This is a genomic window from Micromonospora sp. DSM 45708 (assembly GCF_039566955.1).
Lineage (GTDB): Bacteria > Actinomycetota > Actinomycetes > Mycobacteriales > Micromonosporaceae > Micromonospora.
Map to the genome: position 1 here is coordinate 1,863,263 of NZ_CP154796.1, position 17,628 is coordinate 1,880,890.

The window sequence follows — 17,628 nt, forward strand, 5'->3', positions numbered from 1 at the left end:
GAGCGGCCTAGAAGAAGATCTTGGCGGCGGCGAGGACGCCCTGCTTCCAGGGATCGCGGCTGGTGCGTCCGGTGGTGGGTCCGTTCTGGTGGGCAGCATCGTGCGACTCCTTGCGCTCCGGCCGGTCGCCGAGGCGGCGCTGCTCGCGCCACCAGGCGTACGTGTCGAGGATGGCGTCCTGGTTGGACTGCCGGGGTTGGAAGCCGAGCCGGTCGCGCGCCTTGTCGATGCTCACGTACGAGTCGGCGGTGAGCTTGCTCAGCAGCCGGCCGTAGACCGGAGACAGGCGCACGCGTTCCAGCGTGCGCAGCGCGGCGAGCGCGGGACGTCCGGGCAGCGGGACGACGCGCCGGCCGTGACCGGCCGCGTCGAGCACCGCCTGAAAGTCCTCCCGCAGCGTGCCGAACTCGGCGGCGGCGATGTTGTAGGTGTCGTTGGCGACCTCGGACGGCGCGTCGAGCACCGCTCGGACCGCCGCGACCAGGTCAGCCAGGGCGAGCATCTGGATGCGTACGTCACCACGGCCCAGCACCGGGAAGTGCCGGCCCTCCTCGGCCCACTCGAACAGCATGGCGAACAGGCCCATCCGGCCCGGACCGAGGAACGTCTTGGGCCGCAGGATCGGCAGGCATGCCCCGGCGGCGCGCAGCTCGTCGGCGATCTCCTCAGCCGCCGCCTTCGCCGCGCTGTACGTGTCGACCGGCTCGCGGGGATGTTCCTCGGTGGTCGGCACGATCCGCGGCAGTCCGTAGACGGCCGTCGAGGAGATGTGCACGACGCGCGGCACACCCGCCCGCACCGCGGTGCCGAGCACCGTGCTCGTGCCGTCCACCACGATGGACCTGATCTGCGCCGCCGGATAGCTCGGCAGTGCCGAGGCGCAGTGCACGAGGGCGTCCGCCCCCGCCAGTGCCCGACGCATCAGGGTCGTGTCGCGCACGTCACCGACGAAGGCGATGTCGGGACCCGGGCGTAGGTCCACGGCACGTACCAGGTCGCCGTCGGCGCGCAGCCGGCGGGCCAGATGCGAGCCGAGCATGCCGGCGGCTCCGGTGACCACGACGGTTCGGGTCACCACAGGGAACTCACCTTTTCCTTGACGAAGCGGACGGTCAGCCGGCCGAGTCCCTGGTGCAGGGTCTGGTCGAGGGCGTCGATCGCGCGTTCGACGTCCGCCGGGTCGGTCACCAGGCTCGGGGCGAGCACGAGCGGGTTGCGACCGTTGAGCGTGTAGTACGAGTAGATGTCGTGGTCCTGGTAGAGCGCATTGACGACGGCGCAGGTAACGACCTTGGTCTTGAACTGCGGGTCGCGGGCCATGCCGACCGGGGCCACCTTGGCGAGCAGGTCCAGCAGTCGAGGGCCCCCGTCGAGGAAGACGCCCCACAGCGCGCCGGCGCCGGTCACCTCGCTGATCGCGTCCGGATGTTGCTTGGCGAGCCGCCGCAGCCCGGGGGCGAGGACCGCCTCCAGGTGGCGGGCCCGCGCCGGGTAGTCGTCCTCGACGGCGATGTTGATCGCTTCCAGGGCGGTGGCGCACTCCTCGCCGAAGCCGTAGTAGGTGGTGCTGGTGCTCTGGAGCAGCGCGTCGTTCAGGTTGTCGTAGGCCCGGCGGTAGATGGGCTCACGCGCCACGAACGCGGAGATGGACGACTTGCCGCCGCCGAACGACTTGGACGTGGTGAGGACGTCGGGGATCAGGTCCGGGTAGCGCATGAAGTGGAAGAGTGTGCCGGTCTTGCCCCAGCCGGTGTAGATCTCGTCGAAGATGAGCACGATCTGGTGCCGGGTGCACAGCTCGCGCAGGCCGCGCAGGAACTCCTCGGAACAGCTCCGCAGCGTGGAGGCGCTGAACGGCTCGATGAGGATCGCGTACACGTCGTCGGGGTGTCGCCGCACCGCGGCGCGCACCGAGTCGAGGTCGCCGTACCGGAAGGTGTCGATGCCGGGGATGGTGGGGAACGGAAAGTGGCTCTGCCCGGTCAGGCCGCCGGAGCCGAGCAGCTTGCCGTGAAAGCTGCTGTCGGCCCGCAGCACCGTGCCGCGCCGGCCCCGGTGGTACTTGTAGGCGAGCTTCACCGCGCCCTCGACCGCCTCGGCGCCCGAGTTGGGCAGGAAGGACATGTTCAGGTCGCCGGGGAGCACTTCGGCGAGGTTGTGGGACAACGCCGCGAGGTAGGGCGAGAAGTACGTCTTGTGCACCTCCATGCTGCGCCGCTCGGCGAAGCGGCGACGTACGTCGAGGATGCGCGGATGGTTGTGCCCGTGGTTGAGCACGCCCACCCCGCCGGTCAGGTCGAGGATCTTTCGGCCGTCGCGCTGCCAGAGATAGGCCCCCTCGGCGCGTTCGACGAGTTCGCGACCGAACCCGAAGGAGGTCATCAGCGCGACCTGACTCTTGTTGACGTGCCGGCGGTACAGGTCGTGGACCTGGCCGGTGTCGAGGCCTTCGGCCTCGTCAAGGGTGTACAGCCTGGACATGGGGATCTCCTGAACGGACGGTGCGGGACAAGGTGAGGACGAGCAGCGAGACGGTGACCTCGACCAGTACGCAGATCAGCCGGCTGGCCACCGCCGCCATCCCGGCGGCCGACCACGGCAGCACGGTGGCGAGGGCGGTACTGATGGCGACCTCGCGAACGCCCCAGCCGTCAGGGGCGATGATCGAGAGGCTGCCGGCGACGGTCGCCAGGGCGAACGCCCCGATCGACACGGTCGCCGAGGAGCGGGCATCGGCGCCGAGGAGCACCGCCACGGCCCACAGGTGCAGGCCGGAGACCAGCCAGGACAGCAGGGCGAGACTGACCGCGAGCCGCATCCGGCCGGGCGGCACGGGGGTGACCGAGCGCTTCGCCAGCCGGGCGACGCGGGCGATCACCCGGTTGAGGATCTGCGGTCGGACCAGGCAGACGGCGAGACCGGCGACGGGTACGGCGATCCACCAGCCCGGCGCGGCGAGCAGCCCCACCAGCGCGCCGGAGAAGATCGTCAGGGCGATGCTGACCAGGTACGCGGTGACCATCTGCTCGGCCGGCACCCCCGACCGGCGGCCCAGGTCGACGTGGGTGACCACTCCCCACACCCGCCCGGGCAGATACTTGCCGAGCTGACCGAGGAAGAAGATGCGGCCGGCCGTGAGCCCACCGATGGGCACCAGCGCCCGCCACGCCAACATGCCGATCAGCAGGCCGGCCAGGTTCGCCGCGACGGCGGCCAGGCACAGCGGCAGCGCGTCCGGCCGGGCCAGAACGGCCAGGGCAGCCGGCCCGTCCCGGCGGAGCGCGAAGCCGAGCCCGGCCAGCGCGGCGAGGACGACCAGTGGGGTGAGCCATCGCCGGCGCAGCACGGTGCGCAGCACACCGACCGCGGCGCCCGCCAGCAGCGCGAGGTGGACGAGCAGGCTGACCCCGAGGAAGAACGGCACGAAGTGCGCGCCCTTGTAGCGGGCCACAAGGCGTAGCTGCCCCGGGTCGGCGAGCGCGAAGACGGCCAGCAGCAGGGCGGTCAGCGCGGCGACCGGCGGCCGGAGCACCGCGAACGGCGTCGACGCGATTGCCCCGGCGACGGCGAGGATGCCCAGCGGCCGGTTCGCGGTGAGACTCGCCCGGCCCTTGCGCCGCGCGCCGAAGACGGTCCGGGCCAGAAGCTGGGATCGGCGGAACTGCTCGGTGAGCAACGGACCCAGCCGGGACACCTCGTCGTGCGCGGCGACGATGCGCTCGGTCAGCAGGATCCGGGTGATCGGCGCCAACCGCTCGCTGTACTCCAGGTCCTCGGAGTCGCGCAGCGACTCGTCGAACGGGCCGGCAGCCTCGAAGACGGAACGCCGGATCGCGGCCTGGGCGAAGAACGCGGTCTGCCCGAGCCCGACGGCCCGCCGCCGCCACCAGTACGAGTGCAGCGTCCGGTACCACTCGACCGGCCCGTCGTCGATCAGCGGCTCGGGGGCGATCAGGCCGTGCACGCAGCCGATCTCGGGGTGCCGATCGAGGATGTCGACCGCGTTGGCGAGCGCGTCCGGGGCCAGCGCCTCGTCGGAGTCGAGGAAGAAGAGCACCTCGCCGGTGGCGGCGGCGGCACCGGCGTTGCGTGACACCGAGACCCCGCCGTTGACGGGGTTCTCGATCAGGCGGCACGGAAAGCCGCGGGCGATGTCGCGCGAGTCGTCAGTGCTGCGGTCGTCGACCACGATCACCTCGTCCGGGGGGTGGGTCTGCGCATAGACCGACTCCAGGCACCTCCGCAGGGTCCGGGCGTAGTTGTGGTTCGGGATGATCACCGAGACGGTGGGGCTCATGACGACAAGTTGACCGACCGCGGATGTCGAGGCGCTGTCGGCCGGGTCCGACCGGCGATAGCGGCGGTGCCGTTCCGATAGCCTCGCATGGTCCGCTGGCGCCTCGGCCCGGCGTGGCGTGAGCGGTGGGCCCGCACGGGTGCGGGCCGGCACGACGGGCACGGGGGTGGGCATGGAGACGTTCGCGTCAGCACCGACACCGACACCGACACCGACACGGGCGGGTCGCGGGTGGCGGGTGTGGCGGGCCGCGGCAGCGCTCTGGGTGGTGTTCGTGCTGGCGCACTGGGCGTTGAACGGTCGCTGGTGGCTGTGGCTGGTGCCCGCCGCGTTACCGCCGCTGCTGTTCGTCGTGGTGCCGCTGACGCTGGTCGTCGCGGCGGCGGCGGTCCGGCCCCGGCGGCGCTCCACCGCCGCTCTAGCCGTGCTCGGCCTGCTGCTCGGGCTCCCGTACGCCGGGCTCCGTCCCGTGCTCGCCGCCGAGCACGGGCACGGGGGCGTCCGGATCCTGTCGTGGAACACCGAGTTCTGGAGCCAGGACAAGGATCCGGACCGGTTCTACCGGTACCTGCACGAGCAGGACGCGGACGTCTACCTGCTGCAGGAGTATCTCGGCTGGGATCTGGCGCGGCCGTTCGACGGTCAGCGGCCGATCGATGATCTGGACCGGCTGCACGCGGAGTTCCCGAACTACACCGTCGTGCGGCGCGGCGAACTGGTGACGCTGTCCCGCCTACCGGTGGTCGCCCAACCGCCGGTGGCACCCGATCCGGCGGCGGCCGGCGATGCCACCACCGACTTCGACACGATTTTCGGCGAGGCGAAGACCCTGCGTACGGATCTGCACGTGGACGGCTCGGTGGTGTCGTTCTACAACGTCCACATCGCGGTGCAGCTCAAGTTGGTCGACCCGCTGTCGGCGGACTTCTGGCGTATGCCGCGGACGGCCGACGCGCAGCGGCGGCGGCAGTTGACCGGGTTGTGGGCCGACATCTCCGCCAACCCCCGGCCGGTGGTGCTGGCCGGAGACTTCAACACCAGTCCGGCCATGGCCGACCTCGACGGCGCACCGCGGCGACTGCGGGACGCCAACGACGAGCTGTATCCGGCCTCCTGGCCGGCCCGGCTGCCGCTGTGGCGGCTGGACTGGGCGTTCACCAGCGCGCCCCTGCGGGTGCGCGGCTATGACCTGCGGTCCCCCGACGGGCTGTCCGACCACCGGGCTCAGGTGGTCACCCTCGCCGCGCGACGGTGATGTCGACCGCGCGTCGCAGGGCGGCGTCGCGCTCGCCCGGCTCCTCCTCGGCCCTCAGCCGCTCACCGGCGAAAACCCGGGTCAGGTCGTGCAGCAGATACCGCGCCAACCCGTCCGGGGCAAGGTAAGCCTCGATCAGTCCCGCCTCGGTCAGCCGCTCCGCCGCCTCCTCGGCCTCGTCGGGTCCGACGTCGAGCAATGCGGCACACAGCGGCACGGTCACGTCCGGCAGCTCGACCAGGGCCAGCCGGCGCAGGAGCCGGCGGGCGATGACCGGCAGCCGCCGGTAGCTGAGCGCGAGCCCGGCCCGGATGCTTACTCCGCCGTGTTCCAGCTCGTCGAGACGCCGACCCTCCTCGCTGAGCCGGCGCACCATCCGAGACAACGGCCAGTGCCGGTGGATGGCGAGCCGCGCGCCGATGATCCGCACCGCCAACGGCATCTGCCCGGAGAGGGCGACGAGGCTGTGCGCGGCGGTGGGCTGGCTGCGTACCCGTTCGGCGCCGATGATCCGGCTCAGCATTGCGAGCGCCTCGTCGGCCGTGAGCGGCCCGACCTCCACGTGCCGGGCGGGTAGGAGTCCCAGCCGTGCCCGGCTCGTGACGACGACCGCGCAGCCGGCGGATCCAGGCAACAGGTCGGTGAGTTGCGACTCCTGCGTCACGTCGTCGAGCAGCACCAGGATCCGGCGGCCGGCCAGTCGGGACCGGTAGACGGCGGTGCGCCGCTGCGGATCGTCGGGGATGGCGCCGGGCGGCACGCCCAGCGCCCGCAGGAAGTGCTCCGAGACCTCGGCGGTCACCGCCTGACCCTGTTCGCCGCGCAGGCTCGCGTACAACTGGCCGTCGGGAAAGTTGGCGCTGACCCGGTGCGCGACCCGGACCGCGAGCGCGGTCTTGCCGGCCCCGGGAAGCCCGGTCAGCGCGAGGATCGGCACCCCGTCGGTCTCGGCGGTGAGCAGCCGCGTGCCCTGCGCGATGTCGGTGGCGCGACCGGCGAAGTCCGGCAGATCGGCCGGGAGCTGGCGCGGCGGCAACGCGTGCTGCACGCGCAGGATGTTCTGCTCGATCCGCCGCAGCTCCGCCCCCGGCTCCAGGCCCAGTTCCTCGACCAGGACGGACCGGGCCCGGCGGTACGCCTCCAGCGCCTCGGCCTGCCGCCCGGACCGGGACAGCGCGAGCATCAATTCACCATGGAGGTTCTCCCGCAACGGGTAGCGGCGGGTCAGCTCCTGCAACTCGCCCACCAGTTCGTGGTGCCGGCCGAGGTGCCGGTCGAGCCGGATCCGTTCGGCGAGCACGGTCAGCCGCTGCTCATCGAGTCGGGCCGCCGCCTCGGTCAGCGCCCCGCCGGCCAGGCCGGCCAGCGCGGGGCCTCGCCAAAGGGCCAGGGCGGCGCGCAACTGCCCGGCTGCCTGGGCGTGGCGGCCCGCGACGGCGAGGGCGCGTCCCTCGGCCGCGAGGCGGGCGAAGCGCACCGCGTCGATGTGATCGGCGGTGAGGTCGAGCAGGTATCCGGGCGACTGGGTGCGCAGGATCGTCCGCTGGTCGTGGCGGGCGAGCGTCCTGCGCACCATGGAGATCGCGGCATGCACCTGGTTTCGTGCGGTGGGCGGCGGCGCGTCGCCCCAGACCGTGTCCACCAGCAGGTCCGTCGAGACAACCCGGTTGGCCTGCATGACCAGGGTGGCGAGCACGGTGCGTTGTCGGACTCCGCCGATCGGCACCGCCGCATCCCCCACGGTCAGCTCCATCGGCCCCAGCACGTTGATGAACACGTGACTCCCCCCGGTCGTGTCGCGCCCGGAACCCGGGAAGTGCCTTCCGCTCCCGACTGGAAAGAGACTTTACTAAGAAAATCTCTAGACAGGGATTCCCATCGATGAAACGGCCGTGAACATCCCGCCTGGTGGACGCGTTCACATTAGAACATGCGTTCTAACGGGTGTCGGTCGTGAATTCGGCCACGGTCGGCGCGGCCCGCCGCGCGCCTGCCGTACCGAGCGGTCGGTCCCGGCCCCCGTCGCGACGGGTCGGAGCGACGTTTCGCTCAGCGAGTGCCGGTGGGGTCCTCGGTCCGGCCCGGCGGGCCTGGGGTTGTGGGACTCTGTCGTCGGGCAGTCGCCGGCCGGCCCCGCGTGCTCGACCGCCGGCCGCTCTGCACGAGTTCGTTCCCTCGCTGCCGTTGCCCACCATCTTCCGGTCCACTCAATCTCAGTACGGGACGAAGACCGTGTGTCACAGGTTCGAAGTTCCGGGCGGCGCGACTACGGCCCGCGACCTCGTGTCGACCATCCCCGTGGCTGGCTGTCGCAGCCGACGGCATCGCCGTGACGCGAGTGCCCGGACCGCATGAATCGGTCAGCGCCCGGACACCTGATGGCGAGATCGACCAGTGGTACGGCCGCGAACTGCTCGCCGCACGATGCATGACCTCGCGGTGTAGAGCACAGCACCTTGCGGTCATCCAGGGGCTTGCGGCCCGGGAACCGCTGCCGGCGTGGTGGTCGGGGTGGCAGCAGCGGCGCGATCTCGGCCCAGAGATCGTCCGAGAGGATCCACAGCGGCTGCTCACCCCTCCTCACGATCAGACAGAGCGATCTCCACGTCCCGAAGACACGCCCACCATCATTAAGTTAGGAGTTGTCAGTGATGTCTCGCTACGAGGCGGCATGGTATAGCCGGCGCGGAGCGGACCGACGACGGCTGGCAGGCCGCGAGCCACCGATCTGGCGGTATCGGAAACGAACGCACGCACAAGCGGCGACAGACGCAGTTCGGCGCATCCGCTGGGCGTGTTGCTGAGCATGCCCGCATCAACGAGTTCGTCCACCAGCTCGTCGTCCTCCGGCGGCAGCGGGCTCACCGCATCCGCGGCGACCGGGGCCAACCAGTGCAGCAGTATCTGGGCCGGCTGGCTCAGCGCCAGATAGGCCGACCGAAGGTACTCCCGCATCGACAGGTCGCCGATGCGGAGCCAGCTCAGAACGTCTCCACCACGGTGCCAACCGTCCACCACCTGCCGAAGGACCGTGTGTGGACGCAGGGCGATCCTCCGGAGCGCGATGTCCAGGGCCAGCGGCAGGTCGCCACAGGCCGCGGCGAGACGGTCGAGGTCGTCGGGCTCGGCCGTGACGGTGAGGGGCAGGGCCGATTCGATCATGGCGAGGGAGTCGGTGCGCGCCAGTGGTCTGATCTGTAGCCGGCGAACGTCGCGCAGTCCCAGCAGCCGTTTGCGGCTGACCAGCATTATCGTGCTCGTGTCACTGTCCACCAGCAGCGGGCGCACCTGCTGCTCGTCCCACACGTTGTCGAGGAGTATCAACAGGCGGCGTTCGGCCGCCAACGTGCGGTACAGGCCCACGCGGTGGTCGAGGGTGCCGGACAGTTGGTCGCCTGACACCCCGAGTGCCCGGAGGAACCCGTCCAGGATGTCGTAGGGGCTGGACACGCTGCGGGCCTGGTGCGCGCCGAGGTCGGCATACAGCTGCCCGTCGGTCGCCTCGGCTGCTTGCGTGTGGGCGTGGTGCAGAGCCAGGCCCGATTTGCCGACCCCGGCCGGACCGCTGATCACGATCGGGGTGTCGCCGGGGATCCGCAACCACTCCAGTTCCGCCTCCCGGCCGATGAATCCGCGTGGTCGCTGTGGCAGCTGCATCGGGTACGGGAGCCCGCCGGCGCGCCGGCCCGCCGGCCGTACCCGCGTGGAGAGCCGTACCTCCCCGCCCGTGGCGGCGAGCCAGCGCTGCCGCCAGATGTCCTCGTCGCCACCGCAGGCGGCGACGAATGCGAGCGTCACCGGCAGGGACGGCATCCGGTTGCCGCTCGCGGCGCTGGAGAGCACAGACGGCGAGAACAGCGCGCATTCCGCCATCTGGCGATATGTCGGATTCCCCGCCAGCGCACGCAGCTGCCGCAATTCGTCGGCAAACTGGGCGACGCGTTCTCTGGCTTTATTGACCGGCTTCTCGGGTCTGCCCATGATTTCTCCCCACACGTTGTTCAACACGGCGCAATCGGCTCTCCTTGCGGGAACCAAGCCTTGATGCTCGCCGAACTGTTGAGTCGGTGTCTCCGCTGCCCGATCCGCGACAGGTGATCCTCAGCCACGTCTCATGCCCGAATTCATGCGGACGCCGCGTACGCATGTTCATGAGGTGAGGTGATTGGTTCTACCATTCGCTCAATGTGGGCTTTCGCCTCTTCGCGGCAGTATCGGCCGGGTGGGGTGGATTGCTTTTCGCTGGCTGATTTCGACGTCCATCACCAGCCGACCTGTCGATGGTCGCTCCGCCCGGGTTCGGCGGGATGTTCCGCGCATTGGTGAAACGGCGCCGGGATTCGTCGTTCGAGCGCTCGTCGCGGTCCGATCGCGGGCGAACTCGCCGGTCGTGCACCCGTCCGAGCCCCGCCCCGGTGGCCGGGCTCGGACGGGGTGCACCGTGCGGGCGGTGGTCGGCTCACCACCGGGCCGGCGATACTCCCGCCCACCGGCCGCAGGGATCGGGATCGCCCAGCCGCCGCTCGCGAGCGGGATCGCTCGCTCGCGAGCGGGATCGCTGAGGAGCGTCGAACTTCGCCGGAACGCGGTCACACCGCCTGTGGGAAGGCGAAGAAACGGTCCGGGTCGTACCGGCGTTTGACCTGCACGAGCCGATCGGCATTCGGCCCGTAGTAGGCCCGCTGCCAGTCTTCGAGGTCGGGGTCGGTGAAGTTGACGTAGGACGCGTCAGGGGCGAACCGGCCCGACTCGGCGTAGAGGGCATGCAGCCATTCCAGGTTGGCGCGAACGACCTCCGGCGAGTCGGTTTCGGCCCATGAGGTGTCGAGGCTGAGCAGGAACCGCGTGTCGCGATGCGGGAACGCCGTGTCCGCCACCGGTACGCGGCTGATCGCCCCGCCCCACGCGAACAGCGCGGCCCCGGCCCCGTCCGCGTTCCCGCTGCCGGGCCACGTGTCCACGGCCCGTACCAGTGCGACCAGCCCGGCGTCGTCGATCGGGTGCGGCACGCAGCGGTTCCGTACCGCGAAGGCGCCGCCGGCGCTGCTGTGGTGCAGGTAGGTGGCGGCGGCCCAGAAGTCCCGGTCCTCGACCTCGGCCCGGTGGGGCCGGGCGACGGCGTGGGCGGGCGCCAGCAACTCGCGTAGCTCCGCCGCCGGGCCGAGGTGGTGGCCCACCACGGACACGACACCCGCGCCGCCGGACGAGCGGGCGATGCCGATGCGCGCGGAGAAGCCGTCCGGCGCCGTCCGCATGATCTCCTGCATCGTGGCGAGCACCTCGACCGCGTACGACCACGACCACAGCACCAGGCAGGTCGACCCGGCCGGAGCGGGGCGGACCTGGAAGGTGAAGCTCGTGTTGACACCGAAGTTGCCGCCTCCGCCACCCCGGCACGCCCAGAACAGGTCCGGATGTTCCCGCGCCGAGGCGGTGACCCTGGTCCCGTCAGCCAGTACCACGTCGGTCGAGACCAGCGCGTCGCAGGTGAGGCCGTGCGCGCGAGAGATCGTGGTGACACCCCCGCCGAGGGTCAGGCCCCCGATGCCCACCGTGTCGGAGTTGCCCAGCGGGAACGTGACGTCGTACGGCCGCAGGGCCGCGTAGATGGCCTTCATCGGGGTGCCGCCCGCCACCACGGCCTGTCCGTTGTCCGGGTCGAACCGGATACCCGCGAGCTTCCGCAGGTCCAGCACCAGCCCGGAGGACACGGAATAGCCGGCGTAGCTGTGACCGCCGCCGCGGGCGACCAGCGGCACCGACTCGGCGCGGGCCCAGTCGATGGCTCGGCTGACATCCCCGGCGTGGGCGACCGTGAGGACGGCGGCCGGTCGGATGCCGGCGAACCGCCGATTCGCCGGCGAGCATGCTTCCGGGAAGCCGGGGTCGCCGGGGAGCCGGAGCTCGCCGTCGACGAGGCCGCGCAGCATCCGCCATCCGGTCATCGCGCCGCTCCCGGGATCTCCTCGAGGTACGACACGCCGGCGGCGGTGTGCTCGCCGTAGCGCTGCCAGACCTCACGCAGCACCAGGGTGTCGCCGAGCCACTGCGGCGTGTTGGTGCTGTGCCCGGCGATCACCTCGCCGCTGGCCAGCACCATGGTGTAGGCCAGGCTGAGCACGCCGCGCTCGTCGCAGGTGCCGGTGATCGTGCCGCGCCGAACTCGTCCACCCTCGAATACCGCCCAGACCAGGTTCCCGCGCTGGTGGTACACGGCACAGGTGCCGTCGCCGCCGCCCAGCGCGCGAAACCGACGGCCGTCGTAGTCGATGCTCACGCGTCCACGTCCAGCAGCCCGGCGGGCATCGTCAGGGTGGTGCCCGGCGGCGGGGGAGCGACCGGTTCGGCATCCAGTTCGACCAGTGCCACCGCGTCGTCGAGCTGTCGGGCGCAGGTTTCCGGGTCCGGGGCGGAGCAGACGACGAACGAGTGGCGGGCGATGTAGCCGCCCGGTGGCAGCCGCAGTGTGGTGCCCGGCTCGACCATGCGGGACGCGAGAACCAGGCCGGGCGCCTGCTCGGGTACGGCGACCGAGTGTACGACGCAGTCGTGGTCGGGGTAGCCGAACCGGATGCCGGCGACGCCGGCGCGGGCATGGGTGAGGTCGGGCCGCTGGCCGGTGGCGACGTCGAACAGCACGCTGCCCGGTTCGATGCCGGTGGCGGTCTGACCCAGATACGGGATCAGGTCACCGCCGAGGCGGCCGTTGACCTCGATGATCACCGGGCCGTCCGGGGTCAGCCGAACCTCGGTGTGCGTGATGCCGTTCTCGATGCCCAGAATCTGATGCGCCGCGACCAGCGCGTCCCGCAGCGTGTCGTCGGACCGCAGCGGGTCGGCGGAGTCCACGACGTGCCCCGTCTCCTCGAAGAACGGTGGCAGGCCGGTGGTCTTCCTGGCGACGAACATCGGCAGGTACTCGCCTTTGTGCACGGCGCCGTCGACGCTGATCTCCGGACCGTCGACGAAGCCCTCGACGATCGCTCCACCTTGGTAGGGCTTGTCGCCGATCAGGCTGGCCTCGTGCGCGACCCGGTACGCGAACTCGAGTTCCCGCTCGTCGGAAGCGAGCGAGACCCCCATGCTGGCGCCGAGCGCACGCGGCTTGACGATCACCGGGTACCCGATCCGGGCGGCGGCCGTGCGGGCCTGGTCGAGATCGGCGGTCAGCGCGAACCCGGGTTGCGGTGCGCCGGCCGCGGTCAACCGGGTACGGCAGCTGTACTTGTCCCGGCAACCGTGCACTCCTGGTATGCCCAGGCCGGGCACGCCGAACTCGGCGGCCAGTTCGGCCGCGGGCATCACCAGCGGCTCGTCCCAGCACATCAACCCGGTGACGTTGTACCTGCCGGCCAGCTCGCGGGCGGTTTCGGCGAGCAACCTGTGATCGAACACGTTGACCACGACGATGTCGTCGAAGTACTCGTGCTGCCAGGTCGGCCGGAGATTGTTGATCAGCACCAGTCGCAGCCCGGCCTTGCGGGCACGTTCGGCGACAGCACGGACGATGTACTCGCGGTAGAGCCTGAGGCCGCTGCCGACAACGAGCAGCGCGCCGGGTGCGGGTGCGGTCATGAGAGTGTCCTCCAGGGTGCGGTGGGTGTCATGGGGTCGACGCCGCGGCACCGGCGGCTCGACCCCGGAAGCTCGTCGACGACCGCGTCGACGGCCTGAGGAGCGGTGCGGAATCCGTCGCCGCCGCTGGCCGGGCGGGCCCAGGCCCGGAGCCCGATCCGGACGAAGCCGGTGTCCGCGTCGGCCGCGGTGGCGTAGTGGCAGTGCCGCACGCGTACGACGTCGTACCGGTGAACGTCGGCCACGATGCCGGCCGAGAGCACCCGGGCGGCCCAGCCCGCTCCGTCGCCCGGATCGGACAGCGTGGTCACCCCACGCCGGACGGCATCGGTGCTGATCTTGAGCAGGGTGCCCGCCACCGGGGGCAGCAGCCATGCTCGGCCGTCGGTGCCGATCCCGCCCGCAGCGGGTGCCGCCGCCCAGCTGTGGACCAGCTCAGCCGGTGGCCGCAGATAGACCATGGTCTGCCGGTGCAGCGTCACCGGCAGGTCGATCAGGGCCGCCGACCAGGGCCCGGCCGTGACGAGCACCGCGTCACCGGACTCGACCGAGCCGTCGGCCAGCAGCACCCGGCCGGTGTCCGGTCCTACGCCGACGACCTCCCGGCCGGGCCGCAGGTCCGCCAGCCGGTGACGCCGCAACCACCGGACCGCTGCCCGCAGGATGCGGTCGGCGAGCAGGACGCCCGCGTGCGGCTCGAACACGACCGCGGCGCCGGCCGGAAAGCCGATGTGCGGACGGTCCGCCGGATCGGTCACCCGGATCGGCAGCCCGGTGGCTTCGGCCGTGGCGACGGCCGAAGCCACCCCGTCGGGAGGGAGCGCCGTCAGCACCCCGACGCGCCGATAGAGGCGGGCGCCCGACAGACCGCCGCTGATCAGGGAGTCCAGCTCACGCCAGCGGCGGTGCAGTCGTGCCGCCCGTTCGGTGCCGGCCACGTCGCCGGTGGCAAGGGCGCGCAGGACACGGTGCTGGTCGAAGGACGTCGACTCCGGATGCGGGATCGGGCCGTGCTCCAGCAGCACCACGCGGTGCCCGGCCAGTACGCACCGGATCGCGCAGAGCAGCCCGGTGACGCCGGCACCGACCACCACGACCCGCGCCCGGTTCCGGTCCGCCCGGCAGGTGGCCTCGGTCATCGCCCGCCCCTCGCCGCGGCCAGCTGCGGCAGCGGCACCGGAACGACGGAGGTGACCTCGGCGGGATTCGTGCTGGCGTTCGCCTCGCCATCCAGGGCCTGGGCCGCCAGATCGACCAGGATCGGCGCGGCCGCCCGGAGCAGCCAGCCGACCTCGAAGCAGAAGTCTCCGGCGTCGTCGTCTGCTGCCGGCCAGCGGTCCAGCCTGCTCAGGTGGTCGCTGATCGCCTCCGCCGCGCGGTTGAGGCTGAACCCGGCCAGCTCGTAGGACGCCGCGAACCGGTCGGACATGCGAGCTGCGGCGTGGCGCGAGCGCGCCGACACCGGCAGTGGGCCGCGTCCGACCCAGCGGTTCACCCGCTCAGCGATCCGGCTCCACGGCCCGGTCAGCCGGGACTCGGTGACTCTCGAGAGCGCGTCCCGGCTGAAGCTGGTCCGCTGGTGTTCCGGGCTGGTCGCGGCCAGGTAGAACCGGATCAGGTCGCGTGGCACCTCGGCAGCCAGGTCCCGGCCCCGCACCACATGTCCGCGGCTGGTGGAGAACTTCTGGTGGTCCAGCTCGTAGAACTCGTTGGTCAGGTAGCGGGTGGGCAGCTCGTAACGGCGGTCGCAGGCCAGCAGCATCGCCGGACCGGTGATCGCGAACGGGTAGATGTTGTCGAATCCGAGGAAGTAGACGATCTCCGATTCGCTGCCGGCCAGCCACAGCCCGTCCTCGCCGGCCGGGGGGTGCCCCCGGCTCTCCGCCGCCAGCGCCGAGCAGTGCATGCTCCACGCCATCGCTTCGGCGTTGGGGTTGACCACCTGCCCCGCGACCTCCGGAAACGGCACCTGGATGCCCCACGGCACCGGATAGGTCACCGGGAAGTCAGGCAGTGGTCGAGACAGCAACCGCACCATCGCCTGCACCATGTGCGGCCGCATGCCGTCGGCGTGCCTTTCGAAGTGCGTGCGGAGCCGGTCGCGATAGCGCTCGACCGGAAGTACGAGCACCCGGGCGTTCCGCAGCGGTACCGGCTCGTCCGGGTCCAGGGTGGACCGGACGTTGAGCAGCTCGCCCGGCGGCACCAGGTGCCCGCAGCTCTCGCACAGCCCGGCGCACCCCTCGGCCAGGCACTCCGGGCAGTTGCCGGACACGAAGCCGTCCACCAGGAACTGCCCGGTCCGCTCGGAGTACGGGAACGGCATCGTCCTCAGCTCCAGCCGGCCTGCCGCGCGCAGCCGGCCGATGAAGTCGACGACCCACCCGGTGAATCGGTCGTTGTCGCCGGTGTAGCTGTCGACACCGATTCCCATCGTCCGCAGGGTCGACTCGATCTGCGCGGCCGAGGTGGCCACCAGCTCGTCCGGGTGGACGCCGCGGCGGTGGGCGGTCGTCGCCACGAACGTCGAGGTGTCCTGGAAGCCGGTGCCCAGGAGCACCTCCCGCCCCTGGGCCCGCGCGTAGCGGGTGTGCACGTCGGCAGCCAGGAACGGGCCCGCGATGTGCCCGAGGTGCAGATCCCCGTTCGCCGTCGGTGCCGGCGAGATGATCACCGTCCGGGTGCTCATCGTCGATCCGCTTCGTGCCGGGCCAGGAACGTCGCCGACATCTCGTGGTCCCACCAGAGTCCGTAGTACTCGAAGTCGTCGGGGCCGTCGTTGACCACCCGGTGGGTGGACCCCGGCGGCAACCGGACGATGTCGCCCGCGGCGAACGGATGCCGCGCCTCGTCGACGACCACCGCGGCGGTGCCGGAGACGGCGATGAAGATCTCGTATTCGTGGTGGGAGTGCGGAGTCGACTCCGTCCCGGCACGCAGGACGCACCAGGCACCCTCGAACGGCGCGTTGAGCGCCGGCCAGGGCAGCAGGCGCTGGCCGGCGAGGCCGTAGGCGTGTTCCAGACGATCACGGTCGAGGCGGCGAATGTCGATCATGCCCGCACCGCCAGCGCCCGGTCGGCCGATACCTGGTCGACGCCGGTGCCCCGGTCGGCGACACGGCGGTCGACGATGTCGCCGACGATGTCGGCCGAGCGTTGCGCGAGCACGCTGATGAGCGAGTCGGAGATGCCGTGCGTGGCTTCGTTGACGCCCTGGACGTACAGGGCGCCCCTGGCATCCGCGCCCAGATCGACGCGGTAGTGCCGGTTGACGGTGACCTTGGGCAGGCCGATGGTGTCGGTCAGTTGGCGCACCATCGCAGGCATCCGTGAGTCGAAACCGGTGCCCAGGAAAAGCGCGTCGCAGCGGACCTGCTCCACGCTGTCGTAACGGAGGTCGCGAACCTCGAGCACCACCTCCTCACCACCTCCGGGCACGGGCTCGACCGTTGCCCCGACGACCTCGGTGAGCCCGCGGACGCTGGAGACGGGCTGGCCGAGCATCCTCTGCTGGTAGATCATCGAGTACAGCTCGTCGAGAAACGGCGGGGCCAGGCCCGCGTAGTTCGTCAGGTGCATCTCGTCAAGCACCTTGTGGCGGACCTGGTCGGACATGCCGAAAAAGGTGTCCACGAAGGACGGGTAGAACAGCTCGTTGACGAACTTGCTGGTCTGGTAGTTCTTGAGGGCGATCGAGCGCAGCAGCATCATGGGCGACGAGCCGGGGGCGTCCTGGTGCAGCGCCATGAACATCTCGGCCGCGCTCTGAGCACCACCGATGACGACCGGCCGCAGTGGCCCGCCCGGGCGGGCCAGGCTCGTGGCGGCGCCGACCCGGCTGCCGTACTCGGTGCTGTGGATGACCCGCTCGGTGGGCAGGGCGCGGAACACCTCGGGCACGAAGGCGTCCCGGCCGCCACCGAAGACCAGGTCGCGGCAGACGACCGTATCGCCGTCGGACAGGTGCACCACAAAGCCGAGTACCGCGGCGTCGTCGGCCCGGATCGGCTGGATCCGCTCGGCGCGGACCTGGTACCGCACCCGGACGTGCTCCAACGTGTCGGCCACCCACTGCTGGTAGGCCGACAGCTGCCACCGGAACGGGTTGAACGTGCCGAGGTTGACGAACTCGTCAAGTTCCCCGTTCTCGTGCAGGAAGTTCAGGAACGAGAAGCGGCTGCGCGGGTTCCGCAGGGTCACCAGATCCTTGAGGTACGACACCTGGCTGCGGGTCCAGGGCAGAAGCAGATTCCGCTGCCACTTCACATCCCCGTACTGCTCAAGGACCATGGCCCTGTCGGCGACCTCGGGTGAGTCGCACTCCTCGAGAGCCACAGCCAGCGCGAGGTTCGACGGACCTGCGCCGATCATCAGAACATCCACGTCGTGGACAGACACGTGTATTCCTTTCGGGACGGGTGTGATGTGCCGCGACGGCACGCCACAGGGGTGCGGCGCACCGTCGACAACAGCGTTTTCCGGCTGTCGTGCATTCACTC

General features: G+C 71.0%; 13 protein-coding genes and 1 pseudogene. 1 reads left to right on the top strand and 13 read right to left on the bottom strand.

The window, feature by feature from the left end; translation table 11 throughout:
* Positions 1-7: 7 nt before the first annotated feature.
* From VKK44_RS08725 to VKK44_RS08735, 3 genes are all read right to left on the bottom strand, one after another.
* On the bottom strand, positions 8-1,039 hold the full coding sequence (locus VKK44_RS08725; protein WP_343447720.1) for an NAD-dependent epimerase/dehydratase family protein: 1,032 nt from the start codon (positions 1,037-1,039) through the stop codon (positions 8-10).
* A gap of 32 nt (positions 1,040-1,071) precedes the next feature.
* A complete protein-coding gene (locus VKK44_RS08730; RefSeq protein ID WP_343447721.1) occupies positions 1,072-2,382 on the bottom strand; it encodes an aspartate aminotransferase family protein in 1,311 nt (436 codons plus the stop codon).
* A gap of 76 nt (positions 2,383-2,458) precedes the next feature.
* The gene (locus VKK44_RS08735) at positions 2,459-4,297 is read right to left on the bottom strand and encodes a glycosyltransferase (RefSeq protein WP_343446337.1); all 1,839 of its coding nucleotides are present in this window, start codon (positions 4,295-4,297) and stop codon (positions 2,459-2,461) included.
* A 238-nt stretch (positions 4,298-4,535) separates the two neighbouring features.
* Here VKK44_RS08735 and VKK44_RS08740 point away from each other — a divergent pair, with 238 nt between their 5' ends.
* A complete protein-coding gene (locus VKK44_RS08740) occupies positions 4,536-5,552 on the top strand; it encodes an endonuclease/exonuclease/phosphatase family protein (protein WP_343446338.1) in 1,017 nt (338 codons plus the stop codon).
* On the opposite strand, the gene VKK44_RS08745 is transcribed toward VKK44_RS08740, so the two are convergent.
* The 10 genes and pseudogenes from VKK44_RS08745 to VKK44_RS08785 form a co-directional block, all read right to left on the bottom strand.
* Positions 5,530-7,329: an AfsR/SARP family transcriptional regulator gene (locus tag VKK44_RS08745; protein ID WP_343446339.1), complete on the bottom strand. Its 1,800-nt coding sequence runs from the start codon at positions 7,327-7,329 to the stop codon at positions 5,530-5,532. The two genes, VKK44_RS08740 and VKK44_RS08745, sit on opposite strands and share 23 nt — an antisense overlap.
* A 672-nt stretch (positions 7,330-8,001) precedes the next feature.
* A pseudogene (locus tag VKK44_RS30960) lies at positions 8,002-8,115 on the bottom strand (IS5/IS1182 family transposase); the annotation flags it as partial.
* Positions 8,116-8,138: 23 nt separating this feature from the next.
* On the bottom strand, positions 8,139-9,533 hold the full coding sequence (locus VKK44_RS08750; RefSeq protein ID WP_343446340.1) for an NB-ARC domain-containing protein: 1,395 nt from the start codon (positions 9,531-9,533) through the stop codon (positions 8,139-8,141).
* Positions 9,534-10,141: 608 nt separating this feature from the next.
* The gene (locus VKK44_RS08755) at positions 10,142-11,497 is read right to left on the bottom strand and encodes an FAD-binding oxidoreductase (protein ID WP_343446341.1); all 1,356 of its coding nucleotides are present in this window, start codon (positions 11,495-11,497) and stop codon (positions 10,142-10,144) included.
* Positions 11,494-11,829, bottom strand: a complete 336-nt coding sequence (locus tag VKK44_RS08760; protein ID WP_343446342.1) for a hypothetical protein — start codon at positions 11,827-11,829, stop codon at positions 11,494-11,496. Before VKK44_RS08760 ends, VKK44_RS08755 begins: the two co-directional genes overlap by 4 nt.
* Positions 11,826-13,127, bottom strand: coding sequence for an ATP-grasp domain-containing protein (locus VKK44_RS08765; RefSeq protein WP_343446343.1), 1,302 nt, complete (start codon positions 13,125-13,127; stop codon positions 11,826-11,828). The genes VKK44_RS08760 and VKK44_RS08765 overlap by 4 nt, the downstream gene beginning before the upstream one ends.
* Positions 13,124-14,266: an FAD-dependent oxidoreductase gene (locus tag VKK44_RS08770; RefSeq protein WP_343446344.1), complete on the bottom strand. Its 1,143-nt coding sequence runs from the start codon at positions 14,264-14,266 to the stop codon at positions 13,124-13,126. Before VKK44_RS08770 ends, VKK44_RS08765 begins: the two co-directional genes overlap by 4 nt.
* Positions 14,263-15,816, bottom strand: coding sequence for a class I tRNA ligase family protein (locus VKK44_RS08775; protein ID WP_343446345.1), 1,554 nt, complete (start codon positions 15,814-15,816; stop codon positions 14,263-14,265). Before VKK44_RS08775 ends, VKK44_RS08770 begins: the two co-directional genes overlap by 4 nt.
* Positions 15,813-16,184 carry a cupin domain-containing protein gene (locus VKK44_RS08780; RefSeq protein WP_343446346.1) on the bottom strand — a complete coding sequence of 124 codons (372 nt, stop codon included), beginning with the start codon at positions 16,182-16,184 and terminating at the stop codon, positions 15,813-15,815. The genes VKK44_RS08775 and VKK44_RS08780 overlap by 4 nt, the downstream gene beginning before the upstream one ends.
* Entirely contained in the window at positions 16,181-17,569 is a 1,389-nt protein-coding gene (locus VKK44_RS08785) for a SidA/IucD/PvdA family monooxygenase (protein ID WP_343446347.1), read from the bottom strand. Before VKK44_RS08785 ends, VKK44_RS08780 begins: the two co-directional genes overlap by 4 nt.
* Positions 17,570-17,628 lie beyond the last annotated feature (59 nt).